This window comes from uncultured Nocardioides sp., from assembly GCF_902805925.1.
Lineage (GTDB): Bacteria > Actinomycetota > Actinomycetes > Propionibacteriales > Nocardioidaceae > Nocardioides.
In genome coordinates, this window is sequence record NZ_CADCUP010000229.1 from 1 (window position 1) to 14,127 (window position 14,127).

At 71.9% G+C, this 14,127-nt stretch carries 11 protein-coding genes and 1 pseudogene; 9 read left to right on the plus strand and 3 right to left on the minus strand.

The window, feature by feature from the left end:
• Nucleotides 1–285: pseudogene (locus QZX64_RS16430) on the minus strand (HNH endonuclease); the annotation flags it as partial.
• A 389-nt stretch (nt 286–674) separates the two neighbouring features.
• Here QZX64_RS16430 and QZX64_RS16435 point away from each other — a divergent pair.
• The 8 genes from QZX64_RS16435 (at nt 675) to QZX64_RS16470 (ending at nt 11,384) form a co-directional block, all read left to right on the plus strand.
• A complete protein-coding gene (locus tag QZX64_RS16435; RefSeq protein WP_295662008.1) occupies nt 675–1,619 on the plus strand; it encodes a glycosyltransferase in 945 nt (314 codons plus the stop codon).
• Nucleotides 1,616–2,500, plus strand: a complete 885-nt coding sequence (locus QZX64_RS16440) for a glycosyltransferase family 2 protein (protein ID WP_295662011.1) — start codon at nt 1,616–1,618, stop codon at nt 2,498–2,500. The genes QZX64_RS16435 and QZX64_RS16440 overlap by 4 nt, the downstream gene beginning before the upstream one ends.
• Nucleotides 2,497–3,450, plus strand: a complete 954-nt coding sequence (locus tag QZX64_RS16445; protein ID WP_366558566.1) for a formylglycine-generating enzyme family protein — start codon at nt 2,497–2,499, stop codon at nt 3,448–3,450. The genes QZX64_RS16440 and QZX64_RS16445 overlap by 4 nt, the downstream gene beginning before the upstream one ends.
• Nucleotides 3,451–3,645: 195 nt before the next feature.
• Nucleotides 3,646–4,803 (plus strand): UDP-galactopyranose mutase, encoded by a 1,158-nt coding sequence (glf, locus tag QZX64_RS16450; RefSeq protein WP_295662013.1) that lies wholly within the window; start codon nt 3,646–3,648, stop codon nt 4,801–4,803.
• The gene (locus tag QZX64_RS16455) at nt 4,800–6,800 is read left to right on the plus strand and encodes a glycosyltransferase (RefSeq protein WP_295662015.1); all 2,001 of its coding nucleotides are present in this window, start codon (nt 4,800–4,802) and stop codon (nt 6,798–6,800) included. Before glf ends, QZX64_RS16455 begins: the two co-directional genes overlap by 4 nt.
• Nucleotides 6,793–7,743, plus strand: a complete 951-nt coding sequence (locus tag QZX64_RS16460) for an ABC transporter permease (protein WP_295662017.1) — start codon at nt 6,793–6,795, stop codon at nt 7,741–7,743. The genes QZX64_RS16455 and QZX64_RS16460 overlap by 8 nt, the downstream gene beginning before the upstream one ends.
• Nucleotides 7,740–8,540 carry an ABC transporter ATP-binding protein gene (locus QZX64_RS16465; RefSeq protein ID WP_295662020.1) on the plus strand — a complete coding sequence of 267 codons (801 nt, stop codon included), beginning with the start codon at nt 7,740–7,742 and terminating at the stop codon, nt 8,538–8,540. Before QZX64_RS16460 ends, QZX64_RS16465 begins: the two co-directional genes overlap by 4 nt.
• A 159-nt stretch (nt 8,541–8,699) precedes the next feature.
• Nucleotides 8,700–11,384 (plus strand): FG-GAP-like repeat-containing protein, encoded by a 2,685-nt coding sequence (locus tag QZX64_RS16470; RefSeq protein WP_295662022.1) that lies wholly within the window; start codon nt 8,700–8,702, stop codon nt 11,382–11,384.
• Nucleotides 11,385–11,388: 4 nt separating this feature from the next.
• Here QZX64_RS16470 and QZX64_RS16475 read toward each other — a convergent pair whose 3' ends face one another.
• Nucleotides 11,389–12,105 (minus strand): TIGR03089 family protein, encoded by a 717-nt coding sequence (locus tag QZX64_RS16475; RefSeq protein ID WP_295662024.1) that lies wholly within the window; start codon nt 12,103–12,105, stop codon nt 11,389–11,391.
• 36 nt (nt 12,106–12,141) lie between these two features.
• Between QZX64_RS16475 and QZX64_RS16480 the strand changes: the two genes are divergently transcribed.
• Nucleotides 12,142–13,224, plus strand: coding sequence for a mannose-1-phosphate guanylyltransferase (locus tag QZX64_RS16480; protein ID WP_295662026.1), 1,083 nt, complete (start codon nt 12,142–12,144; stop codon nt 13,222–13,224).
• 16 nt (nt 13,225–13,240) lie between these two features.
• Here QZX64_RS16480 and QZX64_RS16485 read toward each other — a convergent pair whose 3' ends face one another.
• Nucleotides 13,241–13,981 (minus strand): DUF3105 domain-containing protein, encoded by a 741-nt coding sequence (locus QZX64_RS16485; RefSeq protein WP_295662030.1) that lies wholly within the window; start codon nt 13,979–13,981, stop codon nt 13,241–13,243.
• Nucleotides 13,982–14,127 lie beyond the last annotated feature (146 nt).

The following is a 14,127-nucleotide window of genomic DNA, read 5'->3' on the forward strand; positions in this document are numbered from 1 at the left end:
CCGCTTCGCCGCCACGGTCGACATCCCCAGCGCCGCGCCGAGCTCGGCCACACAGAACTCCGCCACCAACGGCGCACCGTCACCGGCGACGGGCTCCTCGTGCTCACCACCACCGGGCATGGTGAAGGTCGCGGCGGAGTCCTCGGTGGCGGGGTGGAGGTCGGCCCACTGGCACGCCGCGACCAGCAGGTCCGCCTCCGCGCGATCGGCAGCGGCACGGCGTGAGCGGGCGTAGCCGAGCACCGCAGCCGCGGTGTCCGGGAGCTCGCTCGTCGTGGTGGCCATAGGAGAACTCAACCACCGACCACCGACATTTTGAGGTGCGTGACGAGGGCCTGTGGACGACTGATAGGGATGGGTCGCGCTGCGGTCGTGAGGGCGTCGCCGGCGCTCCGCACGCCTCGACCAGCGGCTCGCCAGCGCCCATTCGTCCCACCATGCGGCTCACCGGCGCTGCAGCCGGCGACCTCGGGCGCGTGCCGCATTGGCGCGGTGGCGCGGCGGCCGGGTGGTCCGGTGGCCTCGGCTTCCCGGCTTCCCGGCTTCCCGGCTTCCCGGCTTCCCGGCTTGCCGCCGGTCCCCGCACGTCCACCATGCGGCACCCCGGCGCCCGCCCGCAGCGCCCCGGAGGGTGGCAGCGGCCCAGGCCGGTCCTGGCCCCTAGGGTGTACGCCGTGACGCAGTGGTCGAGCAACGCACGCGAGCGCCGCATCGTCGCCGTGGTCGTGACGTTCAACCGGCTCGGGCTGCTGCAGCGGCTGCTCGCCAGGCTGGCCGAGGTGGAGGGACTGGCGCACGTCCTCGTGCTCGACAACGCCTCCACCGACGGCACGGGGGAGTGGCTGGCCAGCCGGGCGGCGACGGGCGCGACCCCCGGGCTGCTGGCTCGGTCGCTGCCCACCAACCGCGGGGGCGCGGGCGGCTTCCACGACGGCCTGGCCTGGGCCATCGACCTGGACGCCGACCTGGTCTGGCTGATGGACGACGACGGCGTCCCCGACGCCGACTCCCTCGAGAGGCTGCTCCGCCACGACGGCGACCTCGACTTCTGGGGGCCGGCGGTGCTCGCCGAGCACGACCCGACCCGGCTGTGCTTCCCGATCCGGCTGCCCGGCGGCAGCAGGGTCGTGCACGACATGGCCTCGGTCGAGGAGGCGGCGCACGAGGGCCTCATCCGAGACGTGGTCATCCCCTTCAACGGCGTGCTCGTGACCGCCGCGCTGGTCGACCGGATCGGGCTGCCGCGCGAGGAGTTCTTCATCTGGGGCGACGACGTGGAGTACCTCTGGCGTGCCCGTGAGGCCGGCGCCCGCTGCGCCACCGTCGTCGACGCCCACTTCCTCCATCCGGCCACCGACGACCTCGGCACGCCCATGATGTTCGGCCGCACGACGTTCAACCACAGCCCGAGCGACCTCAAGCACTACTGCATGGCCCGCAACAACGTGGTCAACCTGCGCGACTACCGCGGCGGGCTGCACGCGACGGCGTTCGTGCTGAAGACCTTCTGGTTCTACACCTTCACCCGTCCGAGCCTGGCCCGCCTCCGGCTGAGCGTCAGCGCCATGCGCGCCGGCCTGCGCAGCGACTTCACCGGTCACGAGAGGTTCCTGCGGTGACCACCGTGGCCGTGGTGGTCGTGACGTACAACCGTGCCGACCTGCTGGTCGGCATGCTCGACGGGCTCGCGGCCCAGACGACCGCCCCCGACGCCGTCTTCGTGGTCGACAACGCCAGCACCGACCACACCGCGGTCGTGCTGGCGGCTCGCACCGACCTGCCGCTGCGGGTCACGCACACGCCCGAGAACCTCGGCGGCGCCGGTGGCTTCCACCTCGGCGTCCAGCAGGCCCACGCCGCGGGCTTCGACCGCATCTGGCTCATGGACGACGACGTCGTGCCCGCGCCCGACTGCCTGGCCACGCTGGTGGCCCACCCGGGCCGCTGCCTGGTGGCGGTCCGCGAGGACCTCTCCGGAGCGCTGGTCGAGAAGGCGGCGGTGCACTTCGACCTGCGCAACCCGCTGGCGATCCGGCCGAAGACGGCGAGCATCGACTCGACGTGGAGCCGCCGCGCCGACATGCCCCCCGAGGTGCCGGTCGAGAACGTCGCCTTCGAGGGGTTCATGGTCGCCCGCGAGGTGGTCGACGCGATCGGACTGCCGGACCCCTCGTTCTTCATCTTCTACGACGACGTCGACTACGCGGTGCGCGCCCGGCGGGCCGGCTTCCCCATCGTGGCGGTGCGCGACGCGGTCCTGGTGCGCCAGCTCGACTTCGACCAGCAGCACGACCTCTCGGGATGGAAGGGGTTCTACATGTACCGCAACCTCTTCGTCGTCCACTTCCGCCACGGCGAGAACCTGCCCGTCCGCCTCAAGCCCTACCTGATCGCCCTGGGCGTCGTCGCGCTGAGCCCGCTGCGCGGCGGCCGCGGCGAGGTGGCCAACGTGGTGCGGGCGCTGCGGTCGGCCCGCGGGATGCGGACGGTGGCGCCGTGACGGCCCAGCAGCCGGCCTGCTGCGCACCGCCGCGCACCGGTGGGCCGGCCCCCGCGCGCGCCCGGCCCACCGCCGGCGCAGGCTCGCTGCGGGGCGTCGTGGACGTCCCGGCGGGGCGGTTCGCCATGGGCGACGCCTTCGACGAGGGGTACCCCGGCGACGGCGAGCTGCCGGTGCACGACGTCGAGCTGCCGGCGTACCGCATCGGGGCGACCGCGGTGACCAACGCGCAGTTCGCGACGTTCGCGAAGGCGACCCGACATGTCACCGACGCCGAGGACCTCGGCGTCTCCGCGGTCTTCCACCTCGCCTTCGGCGGCGACCCCGCCGACGTGGTCGGCCGGGCCGCGGGCACGCCGTGGTGGCTGGCGGTGCGCGGGGCCGACTGGCGGCACCCCGAGGGGCCGGGCTCCGACGCGTCGTCGCGGCCCCAGCACCCGGTCGTGCACGTCTCGCACCGCGACGCCGAGGCGTACGCCGCGTGGGTGGGCGGCCGGCTGCCCACCGAGGCCGAGTGGGAGCGGGCCGCGCGGGGCGGGCTCGAGGGCGCCCGCTTCCCCTGGGGCGACGACCTCGCGCCCGAGGGACGCTGGCGCTGCAACATCTGGCAGGGCACCTTCCCGACGGCCAACACCGTGGACGACGGCTTCCTCACCACGGCGCCGGTGAAGACGTTCGCGCCCAACGGCCTGGGCCTGTGGCAGACCTCCGGGAACGTCTGGGAGTGGTGCTCCGACTGGTTCGCCGCCGACTGGTACGCCCGCTCACCCGTGCAGGCCCCCTCGGGAGCGGAGGAGGGCACCCACCGGGTGATGCGCGGTGGGTCCTACCTGTGCCACGACTCCTACTGCCACCGCTACCGGGTGGCCGCCCGGTCGGCCAACACCCCGGAGTCGGCGGCGTCCAACGTCGGGTTCCGCGTCGCCGCGGACGCGGCCGGCTCGCGGTGAGCGCCGCGGAGTGACGTTCGCGACGCGCGCGGAGGCCCGTGCCGAGTCGGAGCAGGGTCCCCCGGACCGTAGACTGGAGGGCGCCCCAGACCCAGGAGAGCCGCTGCCTTGTCATCGCCCGACGCCACGACCCCGTCGTCCGAGCCCGCCCCATCCCGCCAGCCCCGACCGGACCGGACCGGTCCGCCCGACCTCGTGGTCGTCGGCTCAGGCTTCTTCGGACTGACCGTCGCCGAGCGGTGCGCCGAGGAGCTCGGGCTGAAGGTCCTGGTGCTGGAGCGTCGCGACCACCTGGGTGGCAACGCCTACAGCGTGATCGACGAGGAGACCGGGATCGAGGTGCACCAGTACGGCACGCACCTGTTCCACACCTCCAACAAGCGGGTCTGGGAGTACGTCAACCGGTTCACCTCCTTCACCGGCTACCAGCACCGGGTCTTCGCCAAGTACCAGGGGCAGGTCTACTCGTTCCCGATGAACCTGGGGCTCATCAACCAGTTCTTCGGCAAGGCGCACACCCCCGACGAGGCACGCGCGCTGATCGCCGAGCAGGCCAGCGAGATCGCCACCGAGGACGCCCAGAACCTCGAGGAGAAGGCGATCTCCCTGATCGGCCGGCCGCTCTACGAGGCGTTCGTCAAGGGCTACACCGCCAAGCAGTGGCAGACCGACCCCAAGGAGCTGGGCGCGGACATCATCACGCGTCTCCCGGTCCGCTACACCTTCGACAACCGCTACTTCAACGACACCTACGAGGGCCTCCCGGTCGACGGCTACACCGCCTGGCTGACGCGGATGGCCGACCACCCGAACATCGAGGTGCGGCTCGAGACCGACTTCTTCGACGTCGCCGACGACTACAAGGGCACGGTCCCGATCGTCTACACCGGCCCCGTCGACGAGTACTTCGGCAGCTCCGAGGGGCGCCTGTCGTGGCGCACCATCGACCTGGAGCGCGAGACCCTCGACGTCGACGACTACCAGGGCACCGGCGTGGTCAACGCCAACGACCAGGACGTCCCCTGGACGCGCGTGCTGGAGTTCAAGCACCTCCACCCCGAGCGCACCTACCTGCCGGGCAAGTCGATCGTCGTGCACGAGTACTCCCGCTTCGCCGAGGAGGGCGACGAGCCGTACTACCCGGTCAACACCGCCGCCGACCGCGAGAAGCTCCTGAAGTACCGCGAGCTCGCCAAGAAGGAGCCCATGGTGCTCTTCGGCGGCCGCCTGGGCACCTACAAGTACCTCGACATGCACATGGCCATCGGGTCGGGGCTGTCGATGTTCGAGAACAAGCTGCGGCCGCACTTCGCCGACGGCGCCGAGCTCACCAGCGGAGGGGTCGACGGATGACCACCACACGGCTCCTGATGCGGCAGATCATGCCGGTCGACAGGGACACCGACGTCTTCCCCCTCTACGTCGACCTGGAGGAGGCCACGCTCGACGCCGACCGGTACGCCGTGGGCGGCAACAAGGCGGCCAAGGACCTCAACAACGCCGCCATCCGGCAGTCCACCAGCACCGGGCGCAAGCTGCACCCCGACCAGATCCGGTCGCGCACCTCCGTGCGGCTCGAGCCGCTCCAGCAGCTGTCGTTCGGCACCTACTTCAACGCCTTCCCCGCGTCGTACTGGCGGCGTCACACGGTGGTCACCGACGTCACCCTCACCGTGCGGCTCACCGGCCCCGGCTCGGTCGTGACCGTCTACAAGTCGATGGCGCGCGGCCACGCCCAGCGCGTCGACGGCGGCGTCGTGGAGGGGGAGTCCGGCACCTTCTCCTTCGACCTCTCGCTCAAGCCGTTCGTCGACGGCGGCTGGTACTGGTACGACGTCGTCGCCGGCGACGACGGCTGCACCGTCGAGAGCGGGGAGTGGGTGGCCGGGGTCCCGGACGACCGGGCCGAGCACGGCACGGCCGACATCTGCATCACCACCATGAACCGGCCCGACTTCTGCGCCCGGCTGCTCGCCCAGCTCGGCGAGGACGAGGTGCTCGCGCCGCACCTCGACACCGTGATGGTGATGGAGCAGGGCAGCGACGTGGTGGCCGACTCCGAGTTCTTCCCGGCGGCCGAGAAGGCGCTGGGGGAGCGGCTGCGCGTCATCGTGCAGGGAAACCTCGGCGGCTCCGGCGGCTACGCCCGCGGCCAGCTCGAGAGCCTCCGCAAGGGCACCGCGACCTACGCCCTGATGATGGACGACGACGTCGTGTGCGAGCCCGAGGGCGTCATCCGCGCGGTGACCTTCGGCGACCTCGCCAAGCGGCCGACCATCGTCGGCGGCCACATGTTCAACCTCTACAACCGCACCCAGCTGCACTCGTTCGGCGAGGTCGTGCAGCCGTGGCGGTTCTGGTGGCAGACCCGGCTCGACGGCTACTCGCAGTGGGACTTCGCCTCCCGCAACCTGCGGTCCTCCCGCTGGCTGCACAAGCGCGCCGACGTCGACTTCAACGGCTGGTTCATGTGCCTCATCCCGCGGGTCGTGATCGAGGAGATCGGCCTCTCGCTGCCCCTCTTCATCAAGTGGGACGACTCCGAGTACGGCCTGCGCGCCCAACGGGCGGGCTTCCCGACGGTCAGCTTCCCGGGCGCCGCGGTGTGGCACATCCCGTGGACGGACAAGAACGACGGCGTCGACTGGCAGTCCTACTTCCACCACCGCAACCGGCTCATCGCGGCGCTGCTGCACTCGCCCTACGAGCGCGGCGGCCGGATCGTGCGCGAGTCGTTCAACCACCAGGTCAAGCACCTGGCCTCGTTGCAGTACTCCACCGCCGAGCTGCGCCACCGCGCCATGGTGGACGTGCTGGACGGCCCGCACGCGCTGCACGAGGTGCTGGCCACGAAGCTGCCGGAGGTCAACGCCTTCCGCAAGCAGTTCACCGACGCCCAGCTGCACATCGACCGTGACGAGCTGCCCCCGGTGCGTCGCAAGAAGCCCCCGAAGAAGGGCAAGGCCGACATCGAGATCCCGGGCCGGCTCAGCACGCTGATCGCCGCCGGCCTGGCGCCGATCCGCCAGCTGCGGCCGCTGCGGCCCATGTCGCGCGACTACCCCGAGGCGGAGCTCGCGTCGATGGACTCCGCCTGGTTCAACCTCGTCAAGTACGACTCCGCCGTGGTGTCGATGAACGACGGCGCGTCCGTCGCGCTCTACCGCCGGGACCCCCAGAGGTACCGCGACCTGCTCCGGCGCACCGTCGGCATCCACCGGCGCTTCCATGCCGAGTGGCCGCGGCTCGCCCGGCAGTACCGCGCCGCCCTCACCGACGTCACCTCGCCGGAGGCGTGGGACAAGACCTTCGAGCCGTGGACCCGCGACCCCGAGGTGGGCGATGACTGACGTCGTCGACGGCAGGACCGGTGGTCGCCACCGGGGCGGCCCGGGCGACGTCGCGGAACGCCACGGCCTCGCGCACGTCCCGCTGATCGACCCCGCCGGCAGCACCGGCCTGCTCGAGGTGCTCCGGCGGCGCTACCTGCTGAGCCTGCTGGTGCGCCGCGAGATCAAGGCGCGCTACCTCGGCTCGCGCTTCGGGCTGCTGTGGTCCTACATCAACCCGCTGGTGCGCTTCCTGACGTTCTACTTCGTCTTCGGCATCATCGCCGGGCGGGGCGCCACCGTCGAGAACTTCGCCATCCACCTGTTCGCCGGCATGGTCATCGTGCACTTCCTGACCGAGAGCTACTCCGCGGGGATGCGCTCGATCATCGGCAACAAGGGCCTCGTGCAGAAGATGGCGATGCCCAAGGAGATGTTCCCGGTCGCCTCCATGCTCGTCTCGCTCTACCACACCGGCCCGCAGCTGGTGATCCTCATCGGCGCCTGCCTCGTCACCGGGTGGGACCCCGACCTGGTCGGCTTCGGCGCCGCGCTGCTGGGTTTCGTGATCATCCTCGTCCTGGCCACGGCGATGGCCCTGCTCTTCTCGGCGCTCAACGTCCTGTTCCGCGACTTCGGCCGCCTGGTGCAGAACATCACCCAGGTGGTGCCGTTCAGCGTGCCGATGATGTACCCCTACGAGCTCATCACCGAGCGCTTCGGCACCGGCATCTGGCACACCGTCTACATGGCCAACCCCGTCGTGGAGGCGGTGCTGCTCATGCAGCGGGGGTTCTGGGTCAACACGACCGGCGACGACCAGCCGGCCTACGTGGAGTCGGCGTTCCCCGCCGACCTCTTCCAGCGCGGCTGGATCGTGCTCGCCTGCTGCACCGTCTTCCTGGTCTTCTCGCAGTGGGCCTTCTCCCGGCTCGAGCGCCGGCTGCCCGAGGCGATCGGGTGAGCGTCGCCACCGCCACCCGCACCGGGCTGGAGTCGATCGTCGTCGACCACGTGTCCAAGGAGTTCCGCCTCCAGTACCACCGCACCCTCAAGCAGATGGCCGTGGCCAAGTCGCGCAAGCAGAAGATCAGCGATCGCTTCCTGGCCGTCGACGACGTCTCCTTCGCCGTCCAGCAGGGTGAGTCGATCGGCCTGATGGGCCTCAACGGCTCCGGCAAGTCCACGCTCCTGCGGATGGTCAACGGCAGCATGGTCCCCGACCGGGGCAGCGTCCGCACCCGCGGCCGGATCTCCGGGCTCATCGCCACCGGTGCCGGCTTCCACAACCAGCTGACCGGTCGCGAGAACATCTACATGAACGCCGCCATCCTCGGCATGAGCCGCCAGCAGACCGACGCCCGCTTCGAGGAGATCGTCGAGTTCGCCGACGTCGGCCGCTTCCTGGACACCCCGGTCGGGGTCTACTCCTCCGGCATGTACTCCCGCCTCGGCTTCGCGGTGGCCGTGCACGTCGACTGCGACGTCTTCATCGCCGACGAGGTGCTGGCGGTGGGGGACAAGCCGTTCAAGAAGAAGTGCCTGGCCAAGATGGAGGAGGTGCGCCGCAGCGGCGTCACCCTCTTCTACGTCAGCCACGCCGCCGGGTCGGTGAAGAAGATGTGCGACCGCGTCCTGGTCCTGGAGAAGGGCCGCCTGGTCTTCGACGGCGACGTGCAGGAGGGCATCGACCTGCTCGAGTACGACGGCGACGACGGCGACGAGGAGAACGACGACGAGGTGCTGGGCGCCGACATCTGACCGGCGCGATACACCGGCGACTTGACAAATCACGATGCGCCCGGCGTGTCGACTGGAAATTACAGCGCTGTAGTTACTCACTTTTCTTGGTCGAACCGGTGTGACTGGTGTGAAACTTGCTATCCCGTGTGAATCTTCCCCTTCACTGGAGTAGCCCTGATGCGTCTTTCCCAGATCCGCTTCGTCACCGCCTGCCAGCAGCTGCTGGCGCTCGGCGTGGTGCTCGCGGTGCTCACCCCGGCAGCCAGCATCGTCTCGCTGGACGTGGTCGGCCAGCGTCCCGAGGCGCCCGGCGCCGGGGCCTACCTCTCCGCCTCGCGCGCCACCGTGCCGACGACGGCGGTGGAGCCCGAGGTCACCGACTACGCGCTGTCGCCGGCCCTCGAGGACGACCAGGGCGACCGGCCCGGCCCGCAGAAGCAGGTGGCAGAGCCGCACGAGGTGGTCAGCCGACCGGCGCCCGTCGTGGGCTACGGCGCCGTCGGCGTCACCTGGAGGCAGGGCGAGGACGTGCCCGACGACGCGATCGCGGTGACGGTGCGCACCCGCACCGACGGCGACTGGTCGGCCTGGGCGGAGGTGCCGTACCACGACGAGCACGACCCCGACCCGACCAGCCGCGAGGGCCGCGGCGCGCGTCCCGGCACCGACGCCCTGCTCGTCGGTGACGTGGACGAGGTGCAGGTCAGGGCGGTCACCGATCCCGGTGCCGCGCCGCTGCCCGAGGACCTCGAGCTCTCGGTGATCGACCCGGGCAGGCCGAGCGGCACCATCGAGGAGGGGCCCGCCCTGGCAGGCGGTCACCGCGCGGGGGCTCCGGCTTCCGGCGACCAGGACGCCATGGCGCTCGCCGCGGCCGCCACGAAGGCCCCGATGCCGACGATCTACTCGCGCGCCCAGTGGGGTGCCGACGAGCGGATGCGCGACGGCGGGTCGCTGCGCTACGGCACGGTCAGCGCGGGCTTCGTCCACCACACCGTCAACGCCAACGACTACACCGCCGACCAGGTGCCCGCCATCCTCCGGGGCATCTACGCCTACCACACGCAGTCCCGCGGCTGGAGCGACGTCGGCTACAACTACCTCGTCGACCGGTTCGGCCGCATCTGGGAGGGCCGGTACGGCGGCGTCGACAAGCCCGTCGTCGGCGCCCACACCCTGGGCTACAACGACTACTCCTTCGCGATGTCGGCGATCGGCAACTTCGAGACCGTGCAGCCCAGCGAGGAGATGCTGAGGGCGTACGGCGCCCTGTTCGCGTGGAAGCTCGGGCTCCACGGGGTCAACCCGGCCTCCACGTCGCAGCAGGTCGGCAGGAAGGTCTTCCCGGCCGTCAACGGCCACCGCGACGCCGGCAGCACCGCGTGCCCGGGCCGGTACCTCTACGCCCAGCTGCCGCGGATCCGCCAGCTGGCCGCCGGCGCCCAGACGACGCCGACGCCGCCCGCGACCTGGTCGTCGGGCACGCTGAAGTCCAACCTCGCCGGCACGCCCTACCCCGACCTGGTGGTGCGGCGCGGCAGCGACAAGCGCGGCTTCGTGGTCACCACCGGCGGCCTCTCGGCGTTCGGCAAGCCGGTCGTGGTCGGGTCCCGCGGCTGGAAGGCCAAGAGGCAGGTGCTGGTCTCCGGCGACCTCACCGGTGACGGTCGCTCCGACCTGGTGATGACCTCGCGCTCGGGCACCGGCAAGATCCGCGCCGGCAACGGCACCGGGCGCTTCACCGGGCCGACCCGCAAGGTGAGGTCCCTGCGCGGGCACACCCTGGTGACCGCGGTCGGCGACATCAACGGCGACGGCCGCAACGACCTCGTGGCCAAGGTCCAGGGCAAGTCCCGGGTCGATGCGTTCCTGGGCACCCGCAAGGGAAGGCTGCGGGTCAAGGCGCTGGACAGCAGGTGGGGACGCTTCGTCGCCCTCAGCGGCGCCGGCGACGTCAACGGCGACGGCAGGGCCGACGTGATCGGTCGCGACGCCTCCGGCCAGGTGTGGCTGCGCGCCGGCACCGCCGGCCTCGGGTTCGTCAAGGCCCGCCGGGTCGTCGGCAACTGGGCGCCGTACAACCGGGTCATGGGCGGCAGCGACTACACCGCCGACGGCCGCCCCGACCTGATCGGTCGGATGCGGAACGGCAAGGCGTACCTGCTCGCCGGCCGCGGCGACGGCACCTTCGCACCGCCGGTCGGCGCCATGCGCAACCTCGGCGGGGTGCAGGACCTGGGCAACGCGGGCCAGCTCACCGGCGACCCGGCTCCCGACCTCCTCGGACGCAAGGGCGGCCAGCTGGTGGTGGTCCCGAACGCCGGCACCTACGACCTCGGCGCCCCCATCGACACCGGCGCCGACCTCAGCGGCTCCGACGTGCTGCTCAACGTCGGCGACTGGAACCGCGACGGGTTCGGCGACGTCATCTCCCGGGAGACCAACGGCACGATGCAGCTGCGGCGCGGCGACGGGCAGGGCCACCTCGCCCCGCCGGTGCAGGTCGGCAGCGGCTTCTCGATCGTCACCGGGCTGATGGCTGCCGGCGACGTGACCGGCGACGCCCTGCCCGACATCGTCGGCGTCCTCAACGGTGCCCGGACCGTCTGGCCCGGCACCGGCGCCGCCATCGGCGCCGCCCGGCCCGGCGGGCCCCTGAGCCCGCGCGCCGTCCTCAAGCACGACTTCAGGCCGTACGACTGGGTGATCGGGATCAGCGACATCAAGGCGTCCGGGCACGCCGACCTGCTGGCGCGCGAGGCCGGCACCGGGCGTCTGTACGTGCTCCACGGCTCGGCCACCGCGGTGACCGGGCGGCGCTACCTCGGCGACGGCATGGAGGGCTACGACCTGGCCGGGTGAGGGCTCAGGCCCGGGCGGTCGCCCGCTCCTCGACCGACAGCGCGTCGAGACGGGCGGCATCCGCCCCGGCCACGAGGACCACGGAGCCGCGGCGTACGAGCGGCTCGGTGAAGACAGCGGCACCTGGTGGGGAAGCCGGGTTCGCTGTCGTGAGGAGACGGCCACCGTCGGTGAGATCGATCCCGACGGTGGCCGTCGCCCGGGTGGGATCGAAGAGGTCGGTGTGGCTCAGCGCGTCGGTCGCCGCGTCCTCGTCACCGGGCGGGTCCCACGCGGTGAACGCGTCCGGCTGGCCCCAGATCTCGGCGCCGACGTCGTGCACGCCGGGCGGCACGCCGTCGGGGAAGCGGACGCCGAGCGGGAGGAGGCTGCACGCCAGCACCGGCAGGTGGTCGGCCCGCTCCGCCCAGGCGTCCAGCGTGCCGGGGCCGCACACCACGGCGTCCGGGTCGTCGCCGTCGGTGACGACCAGGCCGACGGTCCAGGCGGCACCCAGGAAGACCGTGCCCAGCCAGTGCGTGGGCAGGTCGACACGCAGGCGCTGGCCGCGCTCGAGGTCGCACTCCTCGACCAGCAGCCCGGCCGCCTTCGCCACCCAGTTGGCGTACGTCGTCACCGACAGCTCGACGCGTTCCCCGGTGCCGTCGTCGTAGAACGTCACCAGGGGCCGGCCGGCGTCGCGGGCGAGGAGGTCGCGGAGCACGTCGGTGAAGGTGGTCACCTGGTCAGCGTAGGCGGGCTCGCTACCCTCGCGGCCATGACCTCACCGCCGGACCCGGCACCCGACCGCCTCTGGGCGGTCATCCCCGCCGGCGGCGCCGGCACCCGGCTGTGGCCGCTCTCGCGCCGGGCCTCCCCGAAGTTCCTGCACGACCTCACCGGCTCCGGGCGCACCCTGCTGCAGGGCACCGTCGACCGGCTGGCGCCGCTCGTGGGCGATCGCGTGCTGGTGGTGACCGGGGACGCCCACCGGCAGGCCGTGCTCCACCAGCTGCCCGGGGTGGCGCCGGCCGACGTGGTCGCCGAGCCGTCCGCCCGGGACTCGATGGCCGCCGTCGGGCTGGCCGCCGCCCTGCTGGAGCGCCGCGACCCCGACGCGGTGATGGGCTCCTTCGCCGCCGACCACGTCATCGGTGACGAGGAGAGGTTCCGCGAGGTGGTCGCCGAGGCGGCCGCCGTCGCACGGGACGGCTGGCTGGTCACCGTCGGTGTCGCCCCGACCCACCCGTCCACCGGCTTCGGGTACGTCCGGCCGGGCGGGCCGCTCGCCGGCACCGCGAGCCGGGTGGACGAGTTCGTCGAGAAGCCGCCGCTGGCGGTCGCGACCCGCTACGTCGCGGAGGGACTGCTGTGGAACGCCGGCATGTTCGTGTGCCGGCCCTCGGTCATGCTCGACCTGCTGGCCCTCTCCGACCCGGGGTTCGCCGCGGCGCTGCGCGGCATCGCCGCCGACCCCGGCACGCTGGAGGGGGTGTGGCCGACGCTGCCGCGGATCGCGGTCGACCACGCCGTCGCCGAGCCGGCCGCCGCCGCGGGCCGGGTGGCCGTCGTGCCGGGGTCGTTCGGCTGGGACGACGTGGGCGACTTCGCCTCGCTCCTCGACATCGTCGGGGGGGACGGCGATCTCACCGTGCTCGGCGACCGCGGCCTCGTGCACGGCGTCGACGCCTCCGGCCTCGTCGTGCCCGCCGGTGGACGGACCGTCGCGGTGGTGGGCCTCGACGACGTCGTCGTGGTGGACACCGGTGACGCGCTGCTCGTCACCACGCGGGCCCGGGCGCAGGACGTGAGACGGATCGTGGCCGCCCTCAAGGAGGACGGCCACGACGAGCTGACCTGACGTCAGCGGGGAGAGGTCAGAGGACCGTCGGCTCCGGGGAGTCGAGGTAGGGGTACTCGAGCATGAACGACTCGACCGCCTCGCCGCTCGGCTCGCTGCAGTACTGCGTCGCGCCGACCTGCTTGGCCGGGTCTGTCTCGCCCGCGCCGCCGGCGGACCAGTGCGTCAGCGCGAGGTGCTGGCCGTCGGGGAACGGGTCGCCGTCCTCGCTGGTCCAGGGCGCGACCTTGAACTTGTTGCGCTGGTTGGACGCGCCACCGAACTTCGAGGCGATGCCGCGCAGCTCGTCCATCGTCGCCTCGTCCCCGGCGGCGGTCTCGTCGTACCAGAGGATGGTGTAGCCGTGCTCGAGGTTGTGCACGAGGTTGCCGAGCTCGGGCCGGTCGGAGGCGTTGTAGAACTTGCGGTCGATCGACTCCCAGACGTTGTAGTGCTGGCCGAAGGCCGGCGGGGAGTCGGCGAAGGCGAGCGGGGTGCCGGGCTCCACGTGATCCTGGGTGCCCTCGGCCTTCTTGGTCTCGGTCTCCTGGCACGCGTCGGTGGCCGGGGCGCCGATGTCGGCGAGGTCCATGCTCTCGAAGCTGCGCAGGTCCATCCAGTCCTTCACCGGCCTGTACGCCGCGGCGCCGATGATCAGCAGGCCCACCAGGACCGCCACACCGAGGATCATTCCTCCACGACGCCGCTCGGCACTCTTCTGCTTGTTGCGGATGTCGTCGATGACAGCCCTGCGGCTGGTCTTGTCCTGCTTCGCCACGTGTGGTCCTCGGTCGTTGTGGGTCGGTCGGGGGCAGAGTCTACGGAGTGCGGGGTGACACCCTCACAGCAACGCCCGATGAGCTCTCCCGCACCTCCTCGACGCCCCATCCGAAGGCGAAGCACACGGTCGTCACGGCCGTCAGC

What these genes read in the sequence shown, in the direction of transcription:
- QZX64_RS16470 (WP_295662022.1), top strand. Translation starts at nt 8,700, where the DNA reads ATGCGTCTTTCCCAGATCCGCTTCGTCACCGCCTGCCAGCAGCTGCTG.
- QZX64_RS16480 (WP_295662026.1), top strand. Translation starts at nt 12,142, where the DNA reads ATGACCTCACCGCCGGACCCGGCACCCGACCGCCTCTGGGCGGTCATC.
- QZX64_RS16460 (WP_295662017.1), top strand. Translation starts at nt 6,793, where the DNA reads ATGACTGACGTCGTCGACGGCAGGACCGGTGGTCGCCACCGGGGCGGC.
- QZX64_RS16455 (WP_295662015.1), top strand. Translation starts at nt 4,800, where the DNA reads ATGACCACCACACGGCTCCTGATGCGGCAGATCATGCCGGTCGACAGG.